Here is a 15,587-nt window from a genome sequence, read left to right as displayed (position 1 = left end):
TTTTCGTAGTACTTTACGAAAAGACACCTTATTGTACATATTACTTATATGCTTTAAATACTAATACTGCGTTATGACCACCGAATCCTAATGAATTACTTAATACAGCCCGCACTTCTTGATGTCTCGCTGTATTTGGTACGTAATCTAAATCACATTCTGGATCTGGTGTTTCATAGTTAATCGTCGGAGGAATTACTCCGTCTGTAATTGATTTAATAGAGAAGATCGCTTCAACAGCACCAGCTGCTCCTAATAAATGACCTGTCATTGATTTCGTTGAGCTAATCGCTACTTTATATGCATGCTCACCGAAAGTTTCTTTAATTGCCATCGTTTCATACTTTTCATTTGCATCTGTACTTGTACCATGTGCATTAATGTAATCAATATCTTCTGGCTCTAGACCTGCATCAGCTAAAGCTTGACGCATCGCACGAACTCCGCCTTCACCGCCAGGAGCAGGCATTGTAATATGGAACGCATCACCAGTTGCACCATAACCAGCAATTTCCGCATAAATGTGAGCACCACGTGCTAATGCGTGCTCTAATTCTTCAAGAATAAGAATTCCTGATCCTTCACCCATTACGAAACCACTACGGTTTTTATCAAATGGGCGGCAAGCCGTTGCTGGATCTTCATTGAATGTTAATGCTTTCGCTGAACTAAACCCAGCGAATGCCATGCTTGTTAACGGCGCTTCTGCTCCGCCTGTTATCATCGCATCAGCATCACCGCGCTGAATTACTTTAAACGCATCACCAATTGAGTTTGCTCCAGATGCACAAGCTGTTACAGAGCAAGTATTAATTCCTTTCGCTCCTGTAGCGATTGACACTTGACCTGCTGCCATATCTGGAATCATCATTGGTACGAAGAATGGGCTCACGCGGCGCGGACCTTTTTCAGTAAAAATCTTAAATTGTTCTTCGTATGTTTCCATACCACCAATACCAGAACCAACCCATACACCAATGCGTGGTGCATTTTCTTCTGTAATTTCAAGCTTCGCATCTGCTACTGCCATTTTCGCTGCTGCTACTGCATATTGCGTAAAGCGGTCCATACGGCGCGCTTCTTTTTTATCTATATATTTTTCGACTTCAAAGTCGTTAATTTCTGCTGCTACTTTTGCAGGAATTTGTTCTGAATCTATTCTTGTAAGTCGTCCGATTCCGGATACACCGTTTTTAATGTTTTCCCAAGCTGTTTCAACATCTGTTCCGATCGGTGTAACAGCTCCTAGCCCTGTAATTACGACCCTCTTTTTTTCCATACAAAATACACTCCTTTTTTTCTCTCAGTCCTTATTTACCCCAACGAAGAGCTACTGCTCCCCATGTTAACCCGCCGCCAAAACCGACTAGTATAATTAAATCACCGTCTTGAATACGTCCATTTTGCAATTCCTCTACCATTGCAATTGGAATTGAAGAAGCCGATGTATTACCGAACTTTTCAATTGTCATACTCATTTTTTCTTTCGGTAAATTTAATCTTTCTCTTGCAGATTCCATAATACGAATATTCGCTTGATGTGGTACTAAGAAGTCCACATCCTCTTTCGTAAGTCCTGCTTTTTCTAACACGCGAAGACAGGAATCACCAAGTTGGCGAACAGCAAATTTAAAGACTTCTCTGCCGTTCATCATAACATACTCGTCTTGATAAAGATGCTTACCGCCACTTCCATCCGCTCCTAATTCAAAGGAAAGTACACCTTTTCCTTCCGAAACAGCTCCCATTACGATAGCACCTGCTCCGTCCCCAAATAGTACGGCTGTATTTCGATCGTTCCAGTCTACAATTTTAGATAGTTTGTCACTACCAACTACTAATACATTTTTATAAGTTCCCGTTTGAATAAATTGCTGTGCTGTAATCATTCCGTACATAAAGCCAGCACATGCTGCACTTAAATCCATTGCGGCTGCGTGTTTTGCGCCAATTGCTTCTTGGATTACACAAGCTACTGCTGGGAATGCGCGATCGGGCGTTACTGTTGCCACTAAAATAAGATCGATATCCTCTCCGCTAATCCCGGCATCTTCAAGTGCCTTTTTAGAAGCCTCTACCGCCATATATGAAGTATCTATTGTATCATCGGCAATGCGTCTTTCTGCAATTCCCGTTCTCGTACGAATCCATTCATCAGATGTATCTACGATTTTCTCTAAATCGTGATTTGTGACTACTTTTTCTGGCACATATCTTCCGATCCCTAAAATGCCCACGTTCACATTGCAGCCCTCCGTTTTATATCAATTATTATGACTTGGTACTAATTTTAAAACATAAATGTACTTTTGTCTAGAATATATTTCAACTAAAAAATAGGACAGCGTATTAATAACTTTATTTTTCATTAAAAGAAACAGAAAAATTCCTGCTCTTTCAAAATACAAATTATTCCATACACTTACCCTTACCCCGCTCGAGACTAAAAAAAGCCCCAACCGCTTCTATCCACGGCTCGAGCCCCTCTCCCCTCCCAAAAAGAAGGTTTTGTTTTTCAGTTTTATTCTTTATCCGCTTTCCCAAGCTCATATGCTTCGCCCATTACTTTCATCAATAGCTCTAACACCGGCTGTGCTTTCTCCATATCAAGCGCAATTCCATTAGAATCTAAAATTGCCTTAGCTTCTGGTAAATGTTTCATTGCGATTTGTAAAAATTGCATACTTTTTTCGTTCATGTAATCTCTTCCTCTCCATTAAAGCTTTTCAATCAATTATCCATACAATAGTTTAACACGTGCGCTACCCTTCGTATAACTCTTTATATTTTTTCATATGTGCCAATTGTTTATTTAAACCGAATTCTACTGGTGTATTTTTTTGAATAGAAATAACCTCTACAGCTTCATCTTTTACTTCCACATTTTTTTTATTTACTTTATCATCTGCATGCAGCAAGGTCATACCTTTTTCCCATAACTCTTCTTTTCCGCTAAGTAAATTATATACACCGAGGTGCTTTACATTCATTCCATGTTCCCATAAATATTCACATACATCTTCAACGTAAAGTAAATCGCTTCCTATTTCTCCATTTATACAACGGCACTCTTTTTCATCAAGTTCTGATAAAATAAGCTGATGATACATCATAAACGACGGTTGCCACGGCCCATATAATGTAGGAACTCGATATGCACTATATTGTAATTCGCCTTTTTTCAACCCTTCTTCCACCTTCGAAAATAGACGTTTGTTTTCGGATTCTTCAGTGCTTCCTATTTCAATAGAAGAAATTAGATTTAACTTTACGTTATTTTTTTCACACATCCTTACGATTCGTTTTAAATATTGTAATATGACCCTTTCATTCCGAAATCCACTTTGCTGATTCGGCTCATACAAACAAAAATAAACTGTATCGAAACTCTCTTCCTCTACCGATCGCCATCCGTCTTCATCCCTTATAGAATAGTACGTAAATAACGCATTTCGCCCAATCAACAATAATTTCTCTTCATTAATTTTTGTCATACTATCAAATTCATCAAAATCAAGACCATACACTTCTATTTCTTCTGCAATCATTTTATTTACAAGGTGATAACCTACAAACGTAAGTGCACCTATAATCAGCACGCGTTTCATACCACCAACCCTTTCCCCTTGAAACAAATAGCTCCTCATTTATGTATATGGGAGCTTCACAATTCTTCTTCATATTTTTTAAAGAAATCAGTCGTTTGTCTAACCATTTTATATTTCACATCTTGCAGATGGAATAAAACAGAAGTATCACATTGATTTAATTGCCTCATTTTCTCGTATTTACGTAACAATTGTTTTCTTCCTCTTTTTTCTTGTGTTGATACGAAAATTTTAACAGGTACACAAGACGGAAGAAACGCAAATGATTTCTTATTTATTTTTGATTCTAATTCTTCTTCTTTGGAATCATACGCCAAACTTAATTCCTTCACTAATCTTTTGTAAAAAAACTTATGCTCTTTCTCAAACTCCACATATTCTGGTAAATCTAAACACGGATTTAACATAACGACCGAACGTATACATTCAGGGTACTTGTTCATCATCTCCAGTGCTACAAGTGCTCCCATACCATCTGCCATAATGTGCATTTTCGTATTCAATGTCTCTTTTCTTAGAACGACATCATACAAACGTTTTGCTAGACGAACAGCTCGGTCGTTCCCCCAATGCCTTCCGTATAAGTTAGACGAAAAGACTGTGTAACCTTTTTCAATAAGGCCCTGTAAAAAATAAGCTCTCCCTGCATGCTGTGTCCATAAACTTGTACCATTCTCAATAAAATAGTTATAATCTCCTAGGAGCATAACAGAAAATCCATTTGGCTTTTCCGGTAAATAAATTACACATGGTTCTTTTTCTAAGTAAAAAAAACGTTCTGTAATACTCATTTTTCCCCCGCCTTATTTTCTAAACGTATAAAAGTACTCTTTTATAATGTATGAACAGAATGCAAATTTGCGTTGAAAAATCTACAAATATTTTTCTATATTCTTTTTTCAATTGTGTTACAATAAGGACAGATTGAACGAATAGAGGTGTAAAATATGCGTTTCATTTGGGCATTAATTTGGTCGTTCGCGCTTGTACATATGATGAGCTACGTAATCGGCTCTATGACTGGCGGTACATACGATTTTAACCAAGCGTCTATTTTCTCAGTTGTTCTTGCGGTATTAGTATTAGCGATTGCAGCTGCGATTCCAAACGAGCCAGTAGAACAACACTAAAAAGAGTCCGGATTTTATCCGAACTCTTTTTTTACTTTACATGAACGACTAATTCGTTATTTTCAACATCGACCACTACGTGGCTATTATCAGTAATCGTTCCTGCAATTAATTCTCTCGCTAATTTCGTTTCAACTTGACGCTGTACGTATCGTTTTAACGGACGAGCTCCGTACATCGGATCGAATCCAGCTTCTACAACAAATTCTTTTGCAGATTCCGTCAATTCTAATGATATGTGGCGATCTGCTAAACGCCCTTGTAATTCTTGTACAATCTTATCAACAATACCTTTAATTTCATTCCTTGTAAGAGGTTTAAATAAAATAATTTCATCGACACGGTTTAAGAATTCTGGTCGGAAATGTCCTCTTAATTGTCCCATTACAAGTTCTCTTGACTCTTCTTTAATAGAACCATCTTCTTCTAGCCCTTCTAATAAGTGAGCCGATCCAATATTTGAAGTCATAATAATAACTGTGTTTTTAAAGTCTACTGTACGTCCTTGTGAATCTGTAATGCGTCCATCGTCTAACATTTGTAATAAAATGTTGAATACTTCTGGATGTGCTTTTTCGATTTCATCTAACAAAATAACAGAATACGGTTTACGTCTTACTGCTTCTGTTAATTGTCCGCCTTCTTCATATCCAACATATCCAGGAGGCGCACCAATTAAGCGTGACACTGCGTGTTTCTCCATATACTCAGACATATCGATACGAATCATTTGCTCTTCACTGTCAAATAATGTTTGTGCTAACGTTTTTGCAAGCTCAGTTTTACCAACACCTGTAGGGCCTAAGAAAATGAATGAACCGATTGGACGATTCGGATCTTTAATGCCAGCGCGAGCACGAAGAACTGCGTCTGATACAAGGCTTACCGCTTCCTCTTGACCGATAACACGCTCTGATAAAATTTGTTCAAGACGTAATAATTTCTCCCGTTCACCTTCAACGAGTTTTGCGACAGGAATACCAGTCCACCTTGAAACAATGTCTGCAATTTCTTCTTCACTTACTTCCTCGCGTAATAAACGATTCTCTTGTTTATTATGTGCACCCATCTCTTCCGCTTCTTTTAACTCTTTTTCGATAGCTGGAATTTTCCCATGGCGAAGCTCAGCTGCTTTATTTAAATCGTAATTTCCTTCTGCTTCTTCTAACTCACGGCGCAAGCGCTCTAAATGTTCACGTAAGTCACGCACTTTATGAATGTCTTCTTTTTCTTTCTCCCATTTCGCTCTCATACTACTTGCAACTTCTTTTAAATCCGATAATTCACGTTGCAATGTTTTTAGGCGCTCTTGACTACCTAAGTCCTTTTCTTTCCCAAGAGCAGCTTCTTCAATTTCCAGCTGCATAATGCGGCGCGTTACTTCATCTAATTCTGTTGGCATAGAATCAATTTCTGTTCGAATTGTTGCACAAGCTTCATCAACAAGATCAATTGCTTTATCGGGCAAAAAACGATCTGAAATATATCGATCTGATAAAACAGATGCTGCTACAATCGCGCGGTCATGAATATTTACACCGTGATAAATTTCAAAACGCTCTTTTAAACCACGTAAAATGGAAATTGTATCCTCAACAGTTGGCTCTTCTGCTAATACTTGTTGGAAACGTCTTTCTAATGCTGGATCTTTCTCAATATATTTACGGTATTCATCTAATGTCGTCGCCCCGATACAATGCAGTTCACCACGCGCTAGCATCGGTTTTAACATATTTCCTGCATCCATCGCTCCTTCTGTTTTACCAGCGCCGACGATTGTATGAAGTTCATCAATGAATAATAAAATGCGACCTTCACTCTTTTTAATTTCATTTAATACAGCTTGCAGGCGCTCTTCAAACTCACCGCGGAATTTCGCTCCGGCCACAAGTGCACTCATATCTAAAGCGAAAATTGTTCGATCTTTTAATCCTTCTGGGACATCTTTTTTCACAATACGCTGTGCTAATCCTTCAACAATTGCTGTTTTACCAACACCTGGCTCTCCGATTAAAACAGGGTTATTTTTCGTTTTGCGTGAAAGAATGCGGATCACGCGGCGAATTTCACTATCTCGGCCAATTACAGGATCAATTTTCCCCGCTCTTACTTCAGCCACTAAATCACGGCCATATTTTTCTAACGCTTCATAAGTTGCTTCTGGATTTTGACTAGTCACTCTTTGATTCCCCCGAACTGTCATTAAAGACTGTAATAAATTATCTTTCGTAATATGAAATTTTGTGAATAATTGATTTATATTGCCTTTTTCTTCAGAAAAAGCAATCAGTACATGTTCGACTGAAATGTAGTCATCTTGCAATTTCTCGGCTTCTTTTCCTGCTCTTACAAGCAGTTGTTGCAAAGCACCTGTTACATATAATTTCCCTGCCTCTGCCCCGCTTCCAGTTACAGAAGGCTTTTTCTTAATTAAACTTTCGGCGCCTTGCTTTAACGCTTCTATATCGACATTCATTTTTTGAAAAATACGTACTGTTAATCCGTCTTGCTGCTCTAATAACGTAAGCAATAGATGAACAGTATCTACTTCTTGATGATGATGAGATACCGCTAAAGATTGAGCACTCATAATCGCTTCCTGTGTTTTCGTTGTCATTTGATTTAAGTCCATCTTTACAGCCCTCCAAATGTTTGACTTTCTTTGACCTTTGATTTGATTATACGCCAACTGACTTTTTTATACAATAATTTTGCTTATGTAGTTCCAACTTATTATTGGAAAAAGAAAAAAGTAACATTCATTTTCCTAATCAAAAAAGCCGCAATAACGATTGCGGCTTCTGTTACGGTTTTCTTTTATATGTCCACTGACGGTTATGATTTGCGTTCTCTGGAAACCTTTCCCCGGCAGTTAATTTCACCATTTGTGGATCTTTCACCATACTTCCCGTTTCACCAATTTCTACGTAAATGCCATCATTTGGCGCCTTTTGCCCTGAGCGAAACCTGCGATTTTGTCCCATTTCCATTCTCCTTCCATGACGTCTTGCCTCATTAGTATATCCATTTTAAAAGAAAGCTTTTCTGTCATGTTTAGGAAACAGTACTACCGTTTATCCATGTACATATATATAATTACACAAGCCTAAGCAGGAATTATTGGTATATTTGTTGAAAAAAAAGAAACCAACCTAAGTTTAGGCCAGTTCCAAAGGAGAGTCAAACATATACGAGAAGATTACATGTTCATTATAAGTCGCATCATCCAAACAATGTAACCCTTTTCACAATTTGTACATAATGAAAGAAACATTGTTTGAACTTTCTAAAAAGATATTGACTTTTTCCTGATTTCCAATGAGAAATAGTAGACACCACAGCGCTTCGCGACGTAAGATGGATATATAGTGAAACTTTCATCTACAGTAGTTTCACCCAGTCTAACCTCTTATTTCTGCATATTAAAAACGGAAATACAGATAGAAATAAAAAAATTATTATAAGAGGTGAAATTATGAATAAACAACATTTAATCGCATTAGACTTAGACGGAACTTTATTAACAGACAATAAAATAATTTCTCCAAGAACGAAAAACACAATTGCAAAAGCAAAAGAACAAGGACATATTGTCGTTATTTCAACAGGGCGCCCATTCCGCGCTAGTTACGATTATTATAAAGAACTTAGCCTTAACACACCAATCGTAAACTTTAATGGAGCTTACGTGCATCACCCTCTTGATTCAAGTTGGGGAACACATCACTCTCCTCTTGAACTTTCAACAGCGCAAGAAATCGTCCGAGCTTGCTTTGATTTCGGCGTGAAAAATGTCTATGCTGAAGTCATCGATGATGTGTATGTCCGTGAAATTGATGAAGATAAAAAACATATTTTTGAATTCGGTTCTCCGAAGATTTTCACAGGAGATTTATTAAATACTTTAAACGACCATCCAACTTGCTTATTAATCGATGCACATGACGAGCACTCTGCTGCAATTCGCCAACATTTAACAGATATGCATGCTGAAGTCATCGACCATAGAAAATGGGGTGCACCTTGGCCAATTATTGAAATTGTAAAAAGCGGATTAAATAAAGCTGTCGGATTACAAAAAATTTCAGGCCATTATAATATTCCTAAAGAGCGAATTATCGCTTTTGGTGATGAGGATAACGACTTTGAAATGATCGAATTTGCTGGTCATGGAATCGCAATGGGTAATGCAATTCCTGAATTAAAATCACTCGCAAATCATACGACATTAACGAATGAAGAAGATGGTATCGCTCTATATTTAGAAGAGGTTCTTGGATTGTAATCTAAAAATTCCCTGCTTATAGTTTCTCGCCAAACGCTCATACTATTATTAGACGCAAAAGTCAGCGCGTCAATTGTTTTCAGCTAAATAAAGGGGGTTTTTCGAATGGGTAAAAAGAACAAATCAAAACGTTTTATCCAGCAAGGAGCCGATGCTGTTATGAAGCATGATGCAAGATTCCCGTACAGAGGTACATTAGCTGAGGCAGAAAAAGCGAGAAGTAACTCTTCGTTTGGAGGGGTTTAATGGGAAACTTACTATTCCAACAAGCTAGAGACGCTGTTTCAAGTGCCGTTTCTTGTTCAAGTGGTGCTGAACAACAGGAACTCGTTTATAGAGCAAAAAACTCTTTGCACTCTGCTTATGCAAACTCTTCAACTGCTGAAAAAGTTCAGCTACGTGAAATGCAGGAGCAATTGCAAAACATTACGAATTCGCATTAAAAAAGAGGACCAGCTTTGGTCCTCTTTAATCTTTTCGAAATAACCCAAACACTCCGACCGTTTGCAGTATATTTGTAAATGCACCTGGGTCCACTTGTTTAATAACCCTCTCTAATTCGTACAGCTCGTAACGAGTAATAACAATCATTAACATTTCTTTATTTTCATTTGTATAAGCACCTGTTGCTGGTATAGTTGTAATCCCTCTCACTAAGCGAGAGTGAATCGCTTTTCGCACATCTGCCCCGTTCTTCGTAACAATTAATGCCGTAATCTTCACATGACGGGTATGAATCGCATCAATAATTCTCGTTGATATATACAAAGTGACTAAAGTATATAATGCTTTTTCCCATCCATACACATAGCCAGCAGCGATAATGATAATTGCATTAAAGAAGAAAAAATATGTACCGACAGGCTTATCTTTTATCTTTGATAAAATCATGGCAATAATATCTAGGCCACCTGTAGAAGCCCCCCACTTTAAAGCAACTCCTACCCCAATCGCTGAAATAATACCACCAAAAATCGCATTCAATATAATATCATTCGAAACCGCTCTAACTGGGATAATTTCTAAAAACAAAGTCATAAATATAACACAAAGAAAACTAAAAAACGTAAAAGCCTTTCCAACCTTTTTCCATGCTAAAATAACGACGGGAATATTAAATAAACTAAACAATACACCCGTAGATATATGAATGGATAAAAAGTCACCTAATACTTGCGATAATAATTGAGACAATCCAGCAAAGCCACTCGCATATACTTTCGCTGGTGTTAAAAATAAATTCATCCCAATCGCATTTAATAAACCTGCAATAATCACAACGACTAACTTCTTAATAAGTTCAGTATAATTCAGCTTCAAATCCATTTCTAATCCACCTTTAGTATTCATGAATGCACTGCTATACATAGTCTTTACGAAAAAGGAAATGATAAACATACAACGTTTAGAAATGGAGTTGATACATATGCCACATACGAGCGATAACGACAAAAAAGCACGCGACAATAATGCAAAGCGCACTCAAAAAAATGAACAAGAGCAAAAAAATATTCAGCAAGGAAAACGTGCATATTCTAAGAAAACCGATCACCTTTGATTACATCGTACATCAACGTTAATGTTGATGTACTTTTTTTACATTTTACAGGGAAAAAACATTAAAAATTCACTTCATGTTCACTTCTATATTCTACAATAGCGATAACATATTCGGATGAGGTGTTAGCATGAAAGGAAAAAATACATTCATTATCACTGCACTAATAAGTATATTAATGCTATCTGCTTGCGGACAAAAAAATGACTCGGCCACAATCGCTACAACAACAAACTCAACCATTGCGAAGAGCGATTTCGAAAAACAATTGAAAGATCGATATGGAAAAGACATGCTATACGAAATGGTAGCACAAGATGTTATTACTAAAAAATATAAAGTATCTAATGATGCAGTAGATACAGAAGTAGAAAAAGCAAAAGATCAATATGGAGAACAATTCAAAGCAACACTAGAAAATAATCGTTTAAAAGATGAAGAAGATTTCAAAAATCAAATTAGATTCAAACTTTCATTAAATGAAGCGATTAAACAAAGCGTTACAGAAAAAGATGTGAAAGACCACTATAAACCAGAAATTAAAGCTAGTCATATTTTAGTAAGTGACGAAAATGAAGCGAAAGAAATAAAGAAGAAATTAGATACCGGCACTTCATTTGAAGAATTAGCGAAACAAGAGTCTCAAGATATATTATCAAAAGATAATGGCGGAGACCTCGGATACTTCGGGGCAGGCAAAATGACACCTGAATTTGAAAAAGCTGCCTACAAATTAAAGGTTGGACAAATTAGCAATCCCGTTAAATCACCAAACGGCTATCACATTATTAAACTAACTGATAAAAAAGATTTAAAACCTTACGATAAAGTGAAAGACTCTATACGTAAAGACTTAGAAGAAGAACGTATTGCCGACCCTTCCTTCGGTCAAAAATTATTACAAGATGAATTAAAAAAGGCGGATATTAAAATAAACGATAGTGATTTGAAAGATACATTTTCTCATCTTTTTGGAAAAGAGAACTAAAATAAAGCACGATCTTATTTTTTAAAATAAGGTCGTGCTTTTTATTCTTTCATTAATACTTTCAGCTTTTTCTTCAGACTTTTATAATGCCAATTGATGTGATCTAGTTCTACCTCTACTTCAATTAATATATCTATTAAGTCGTCTTTATTTTGCTGAGATTTCATAATATTTTCAAGCAATTTTTCGAATCTTTCACTACTCTCATATATATCATTTAAATCCACCGCTAATATTTCACGTTCTTTTTCAGGGCATAATACGGAAAGACGGTTTATTAATTGTTCTAGTACATTATCTTGCACTATCATGCCCCCCTTTTAATCCGATGCTCATACCTCTTTCTTTAACATTTCAAAATTAACCACGGATACCACAATACCTCTTCTGTCTCAATTTCCCCATCATCAATTAAATGGATAATCTACTTTGCATCTTCATACTTATCAACAAGTGATAAATCATTTAATTTCTTGCCAAACGCTTCAAAATCCTCTTGTAAATTGTTATGAATAAAAGAATAAAAATTATTGTTACTAAAGCCACATATATCAAATCCTAATATTTCATCGTTTTCAACATCAACAGGTAATGAACTTTCGAGAAAGTCATATATAGAAACTTTAAAGTCATTTTCTTCTCGCTCATTCATTAAAAAATCCGTCCGATACTCTTCTGAAAGATGCAAACTAATAATCTCTAAATCTTCTATCCCTTTTAAATAATTTCGCTTAAAGAATCTCGCATCTTCTAAATTTTTAAAAGTATTCGGCCACGAGAACTTTTCTTCTTCCATTAGTGTATCTAAAAAGGATTGTCCACTTTCATGTTCCTCTTTACTAATCTTCAACCTTCCATTTATCATCTGAGCAATAGGATCATTTTTATTTGAATTACACCAAGGGAAAAACCAATAATCCGGAAATGTAGGCCGTATCCCATTACATATCGTTAAAATCATTTTTGATAGTCCCTCAATATTGCATTCTTTATAGATAAGTTCCCTATCATAGGAAATTATGAGGTATCCAGCGTTATAAAATTTCATATACATATCTCCTTTTCAAAGAGTTACTAAACATTCATTACAAATGTAGAATCCTCATACTTCCAGTTAGCTATACAGTTTCTACTTTACGGATGCTCTCTAGTTTCTTTATACTCATCAATAATATATCCTGAATAAGCAGTAGCCTGCCTCTCATATCCAATTCTCGTTAGTTTTATATCATTAATCCATTGGAAATAATGCGTTAGCTCATGCGCAATAGTAACCAGATAGTACCCTAAAGCGTTATCTTTTCCATTTTTCTGCACCGTATCATAATAATCCCCTGCCGAAATACGAATATACGGCTCAACATTTCGATCAAACGGCCCAAAGAAAGTACCATAGACTAGCTCTCCATCCATTGTCTTTATTTTATATGAAGTTTTCACATAAATAGGTACTCTAATTGGGAAAAAGTATTCTTGGCGCAACCATTTACAAAATTCCTTAATGGCTCTTCTTACTTCAGGATCAACATCTGTATCAAATTTTAATCGTAGTCCAGTACGGTGACTCTTCTCTTCTAGATTATAATATTTCTCCCAATTTGTTAGTGTCCAAATATGCATATTATCATCCTAAGTACTTAATGTTTTTGATGCTTTCACCGTTGTAAAAAGTCAAAATACAGTGTAAAAGCTATCAAGATTTTATATATAAACAGTACAAGCACTGTGATAAATCTCTTATATCCTTTTATTAGATTCATAGCCTTTGTAATCAATAACTTAAGAAATACTATAATCAGAACACCGCTCAAAAAAACATATAATAATTAACCATATATTTTTTTGATTGTATAACATACCTCTTCTACAATTTTAGCTTCCACCCAAAATGATGTTTCATACTCCCACTTTTCATTAATTAAGTCATTTTTAACAAAAGTAAAACATACTAGAAACCGATCCCTTTTAAGTTTCACTTCAAATTCTATTTCTTCTTCATCGGCACTCAATACAGCTTCCTTAATTTCTTTTCGTAGTAATGCTTCTAGTTTTTTACCAAATCCAATTATTTCACTCATCAAAAACATTGGCCCTTTATACTCATAATGGACATTATTTGAGGATACAGCTAAGAAATTCAGTTGTAAATCACGTAAATACAACTCATCATCATTTGGATACAAAGATCCAAATGATGCAATGGTTATCTTTTTTTCTCCCCCTAAAAATACCATCTCAAGTTCTTTTCCTATTTCCACCATGCCACCTTCTTCCAATGTTTATCCTTCTGCGAGCGATGCCCTAGAGTAATAATGTTATTGTTTTAGTTTTTGATACAACAATATGTTTTTACCTAATGTTTGCAAACGCATTACTTTCACCTTGCTTTGTAATTGCTACAAGCTGGTCATCTTCATTCCATGTATACTTGTACTTTCCATCCGATGTACGATTTCCATTGGCATCATACGTTAACAATCCATCCCTAAATTTTACAAGTTATTTTCCCATAGCATCAGAAGCACACATAAGGTTTGCTGTTTATTTAAAATAAAAAAGTGTATCTCAAAATCAAACTATTTGTTTAGATTTTGAGATACACTGAATTTACTTTTCTTTTTCAAAAACAACAGCCAATAATCATCAAAGAGATTATGATCAATAAATTAATTTTATTACTCAAGAACGCCCTATATGGAGTAAAGGCTGTTATGATTATATATATTAGACTTACTACTAAAATCGTTACCACTCTATATCGTCTCTTTTTCAGTACAAATACCAATAAATGTATTTTTCATCTCCGTTTTACTAATTATCTTCCCCCTTTTCTTTTATAAAATCCCACTGACTATCCCAACACACATACATAGAAAACAGTCTGCAAGAACGATAAGTTGTGAGTAGTTCACTGACGAGAAGATTCATAATCAAATATAACACATGATAGTATTACCAAAAATACTACACCACCATATTGTATAGCAAGAGGAATACCATTTAAAACAGACCCTAATATGTCTGTAAATGTAACAATAAAAAGTAGTGTAAGTATCGTTAACATAAGTACGGCTGAAAATAAGTAACCTTGTTTGATACATTTAAAAATCCAGCCTATTCCAATACATATTAAAATTATACGTACTGGATACTTTAAAAGTATCCAAAATAAATTCTCTACACTATTAAAATTCATCATCATATTCACCAAGATCACTTTCTGGATTTTTTATTATTTTAGCGATAGTTTTTATATGCCTTTTTATACCCTTTGTATGCTGCCGAACCAAAAACATAAGCATCTTCTATTAATCCAAAGCCCCCAAATGCTTTGAGACCTACTTTTAAACCTGCTTTTCTAGCAGCTTTATTCACATATGCTTTGTTATAGACCGGCTTATTTTTATTTATATAATTCTGTTTACCTGTAGCATACCCATAATAATACCCTGCGCCCAAAGCCAACCCTTTTCCAATACTCAGATAACTATCAGCCCAAGCTTTCGCGCCAGCCTTCGTTGCATACCAAATCTGTTTCCCTTTTTTCTTCCACGCTTTGTGTCCATCAGGATCGATTTTCATTACAGGGTTATTATCTGCATACGTATACCCATTCTGCGTCACAGGATCATCACTATCACCCGGATCAGGATCCACAGATAAGAACACACCATGATCTGGATTATAGTATCTCGCAATTAAGTAATACATGCCAATCTCTTTATCATACATGTATCCCGTATATCCAAATGGATTGTCTGCTGCGATACCTTTCGTATCACTCTTTAATACGTTACCCCACGCACCATATTCATACGTTGCGACAACTTCTCTATTTTGATCTGTCATCGCGACTACATCACTGTGACATATATAAAGAAAGAAGAGCCTATGTTCGCTCTTCCTTCCACAAATCATTTCTATATTTATTCTTCATCCTCTTCTACATCATATGGTAACTTTTCATTTACACACATTTAACAAATGAATCTTTCTAACCACTAATTTTTCTGGTGAT

17 protein-coding genes and 3 pseudogenes are annotated in these 15,587 nt (G+C 35.8%); 6 read left to right on the top strand and 14 right to left on the bottom strand.

What is annotated here, in order from left to right; all coding sequences use genetic code 11:
• Positions 1-40: 40 nt before the first annotated feature.
• The 5 genes from fabF to EXW56_RS05955 form a co-directional block, all read right to left on the bottom strand.
• On the bottom strand, positions 41-1,279 hold the full coding sequence (fabF, locus tag EXW56_RS05975; RefSeq protein WP_002011323.1) for a beta-ketoacyl-ACP synthase II: 1,239 nt from the start codon (positions 1,277-1,279) through the stop codon (positions 41-43).
• Between the two features lie 31 nt (positions 1,280-1,310).
• Positions 1,311-2,243, bottom strand: coding sequence for a beta-ketoacyl-ACP synthase III (gene fabH, locus EXW56_RS05970; protein WP_001100550.1), 933 nt, complete (start codon positions 2,241-2,243; stop codon positions 1,311-1,313).
• 278 nt (positions 2,244-2,521) lie between these two features.
• On the bottom strand, positions 2,522-2,698 hold the full coding sequence (locus tag EXW56_RS05965; RefSeq protein WP_002011319.1) for a ComZ family protein: 177 nt from the start codon (positions 2,696-2,698) through the stop codon (positions 2,522-2,524).
• 64 nt (positions 2,699-2,762) lie between these two features.
• Complete coding sequence (locus EXW56_RS05960; RefSeq protein ID WP_002202777.1) at positions 2,763-3,635, bottom strand: NAD-dependent epimerase/dehydratase family protein; 873 nt, start codon at positions 3,633-3,635, stop codon at positions 2,763-2,765.
• 29 nt (positions 3,636-3,664) lie between these two features.
• Positions 3,665-4,399 (bottom strand): lipase family protein, encoded by a 735-nt coding sequence (locus EXW56_RS05955; protein ID WP_215558141.1) that lies wholly within the window; start codon positions 4,397-4,399, stop codon positions 3,665-3,667.
• Between the two features lie 156 nt (positions 4,400-4,555).
• Here EXW56_RS05955 and EXW56_RS05950 point away from each other — a divergent pair, with 156 nt between their 5' ends.
• The gene (locus EXW56_RS05950) at positions 4,556-4,738 is read left to right on the top strand and encodes a YjzD family protein (protein ID WP_001211111.1); all 183 of its coding nucleotides are present in this window, start codon (positions 4,556-4,558) and stop codon (positions 4,736-4,738) included.
• Positions 4,739-4,769: 31 nt separating this feature from the next.
• On the opposite strand, the gene clpB is transcribed toward EXW56_RS05950, so the two are convergent.
• On the bottom strand, positions 4,770-7,370 hold the full coding sequence (clpB, locus tag EXW56_RS05945; protein WP_215597304.1) for an ATP-dependent chaperone ClpB: 2,601 nt from the start codon (positions 7,368-7,370) through the stop codon (positions 4,770-4,772).
• A 172-nt stretch (positions 7,371-7,542) separates the two neighbouring features.
• Positions 7,543-7,722 carry a YjzC family protein gene (locus EXW56_RS05940; RefSeq protein ID WP_002117000.1) on the bottom strand — a complete coding sequence of 60 codons (180 nt, stop codon included), beginning with the start codon at positions 7,720-7,722 and terminating at the stop codon, positions 7,543-7,545.
• A 491-nt stretch (positions 7,723-8,213) separates the two neighbouring features.
• On the opposite strand from EXW56_RS05940, the gene EXW56_RS05935 reads away from it, so the two are divergent.
• The 3 genes from EXW56_RS05935 (at position 8,214) to EXW56_RS05925 (ending at position 9,466) form a co-directional block, all read left to right on the top strand.
• Complete coding sequence (locus EXW56_RS05935; RefSeq protein ID WP_002201383.1) at positions 8,214-9,023, top strand: Cof-type HAD-IIB family hydrolase; 810 nt, start codon at positions 8,214-8,216, stop codon at positions 9,021-9,023.
• Positions 9,024-9,128: 105 nt separating this feature from the next.
• Positions 9,129-9,269: a hypothetical protein gene (locus EXW56_RS05930; RefSeq protein ID WP_000516816.1), complete on the top strand. Its 141-nt coding sequence runs from the start codon at positions 9,129-9,131 to the stop codon at positions 9,267-9,269.
• A complete protein-coding gene (locus tag EXW56_RS05925; RefSeq protein WP_002011309.1) occupies positions 9,269-9,466 on the top strand; it encodes a DUF3813 domain-containing protein in 198 nt (65 codons plus the stop codon). The genes EXW56_RS05930 and EXW56_RS05925 overlap by 1 nt, the downstream gene beginning before the upstream one ends.
• 25 nt (positions 9,467-9,491) lie before the next feature.
• On the opposite strand, the gene EXW56_RS05920 is transcribed toward EXW56_RS05925, so the two are convergent.
• Entirely contained in the window at positions 9,492-10,349 is an 858-nt protein-coding gene (locus EXW56_RS05920) for a YitT family protein (protein WP_002201384.1), read from the bottom strand.
• Positions 10,350-10,449: 100 nt separating this feature from the next.
• Between EXW56_RS05920 and EXW56_RS05915 the strand changes: the two genes are divergently transcribed.
• Both EXW56_RS05915 and prsA read left to right on the top strand, forming a co-directional pair.
• The gene (locus tag EXW56_RS05915) at positions 10,450-10,581 is read left to right on the top strand and encodes a DUF3941 domain-containing protein (protein ID WP_001120851.1); all 132 of its coding nucleotides are present in this window, start codon (positions 10,450-10,452) and stop codon (positions 10,579-10,581) included.
• A gap of 130 nt (positions 10,582-10,711) precedes the next feature.
• Positions 10,712-11,569: a peptidylprolyl isomerase PrsA gene (prsA, locus tag EXW56_RS05910; protein WP_215597303.1), complete on the top strand. Its 858-nt coding sequence runs from the start codon at positions 10,712-10,714 to the stop codon at positions 11,567-11,569.
• Between the two features lie 41 nt (positions 11,570-11,610).
• Here the strand turns inward: prsA and EXW56_RS05905 are convergent, their stop codons facing one another.
• The 6 genes and pseudogenes from EXW56_RS05905 to EXW56_RS05885 all read right to left on the bottom strand — a co-directional run.
• Complete coding sequence (locus tag EXW56_RS05905) at positions 11,611-11,874, bottom strand: hypothetical protein (RefSeq protein ID WP_215597302.1); 264 nt, start codon at positions 11,872-11,874, stop codon at positions 11,611-11,613.
• A 41-nt stretch (positions 11,875-11,915) separates the two neighbouring features.
• Positions 11,916-12,617 (bottom strand): annotated as a pseudogene (locus EXW56_RS05900) (hypothetical protein).
• 86 nt (positions 12,618-12,703) lie between these two features.
• Positions 12,704-13,189, bottom strand: a complete 486-nt coding sequence (locus tag EXW56_RS05895) for a hypothetical protein (RefSeq protein ID WP_215597301.1) — start codon at positions 13,187-13,189, stop codon at positions 12,704-12,706.
• 206 nt (positions 13,190-13,395) lie between these two features.
• Positions 13,396-13,845 (bottom strand): hypothetical protein, encoded by a 450-nt coding sequence (locus tag EXW56_RS05890; RefSeq protein ID WP_215597300.1) that lies wholly within the window; start codon positions 13,843-13,845, stop codon positions 13,396-13,398.
• A 76-nt stretch (positions 13,846-13,921) separates the two neighbouring features.
• Positions 13,922-14,068, bottom strand: a pseudogene (locus tag EXW56_RS27835) (RHS repeat-associated core domain-containing protein); the annotation flags it as partial.
• A gap of 738 nt (positions 14,069-14,806) precedes the next feature.
• A pseudogene (locus EXW56_RS05885) lies at positions 14,807-15,436 on the bottom strand (RHS repeat-associated core domain-containing protein); the annotation flags it as partial.
• Positions 15,437-15,587 lie beyond the last annotated feature (151 nt).

This window comes from Bacillus mycoides, assembly GCF_018742245.1.
Taxonomy (GTDB): domain Bacteria; phylum Bacillota; class Bacilli; order Bacillales; family Bacillaceae_G; genus Bacillus_A; species Bacillus_A cereus_U.
The sequence above is the reverse complement of the archived record's forward strand: the minus strand, read 5'-3'. Positions and strand labels throughout refer to the sequence as shown.

What these genes read in the sequence shown, in the direction of transcription:
- EXW56_RS05950 (WP_001211111.1), top strand. Translation starts at nt 4,556, where the DNA reads ATGCGTTTCATTTGGGCATTAATTTGGTCGTTCGCGCTTGTACATATG.
- EXW56_RS05925 (WP_002011309.1), top strand. Translation starts at nt 9,269, where the DNA reads ATGGGAAACTTACTATTCCAACAAGCTAGAGACGCTGTTTCAAGTGCC.
- EXW56_RS05915 (WP_001120851.1), top strand. Translation starts at nt 10,450, where the DNA reads ATGCCACATACGAGCGATAACGACAAAAAAGCACGCGACAATAATGCA.
- prsA (WP_215597303.1), top strand. Translation starts at nt 10,712, where the DNA reads ATGAAAGGAAAAAATACATTCATTATCACTGCACTAATAAGTATATTA.
- EXW56_RS05920 (WP_002201384.1), bottom strand. Translation starts at nt 10,349, where the DNA reads ATGGATTTGAAGCTGAATTATACTGAACTTATTAAGAAGTTAGTCGTT.
- EXW56_RS05940 (WP_002117000.1), bottom strand. Translation starts at nt 7,722, where the DNA reads ATGGGACAAAATCGCAGGTTTCGCTCAGGGCAAAAGGCGCCAAATGAT.
- EXW56_RS05930 (WP_000516816.1), top strand. Translation starts at nt 9,129, where the DNA reads ATGGGTAAAAAGAACAAATCAAAACGTTTTATCCAGCAAGGAGCCGAT.
- fabF (WP_002011323.1), bottom strand. Translation starts at nt 1,279, where the DNA reads ATGGAAAAAAAGAGGGTCGTAATTACAGGGCTAGGAGCTGTTACACCG.
- EXW56_RS05955 (WP_215558141.1), bottom strand. Translation starts at nt 4,399, where the DNA reads ATGAGTATTACAGAACGTTTTTTTTACTTAGAAAAAGAACCATGTGTA.
- clpB (WP_215597304.1), bottom strand. Translation starts at nt 7,370, where the DNA reads ATGGACTTAAATCAAATGACAACGAAAACACAGGAAGCGATTATGAGT.
- EXW56_RS05965 (WP_002011319.1), bottom strand. Translation starts at nt 2,698, where the DNA reads ATGAACGAAAAAAGTATGCAATTTTTACAAATCGCAATGAAACATTTA.
- EXW56_RS05895 (WP_215597301.1), bottom strand. Translation starts at nt 13,189, where the DNA reads ATGCATATTTGGACACTAACAAATTGGGAGAAATATTATAATCTAGAA.
- EXW56_RS05935 (WP_002201383.1), top strand. Translation starts at nt 8,214, where the DNA reads ATGAATAAACAACATTTAATCGCATTAGACTTAGACGGAACTTTATTA.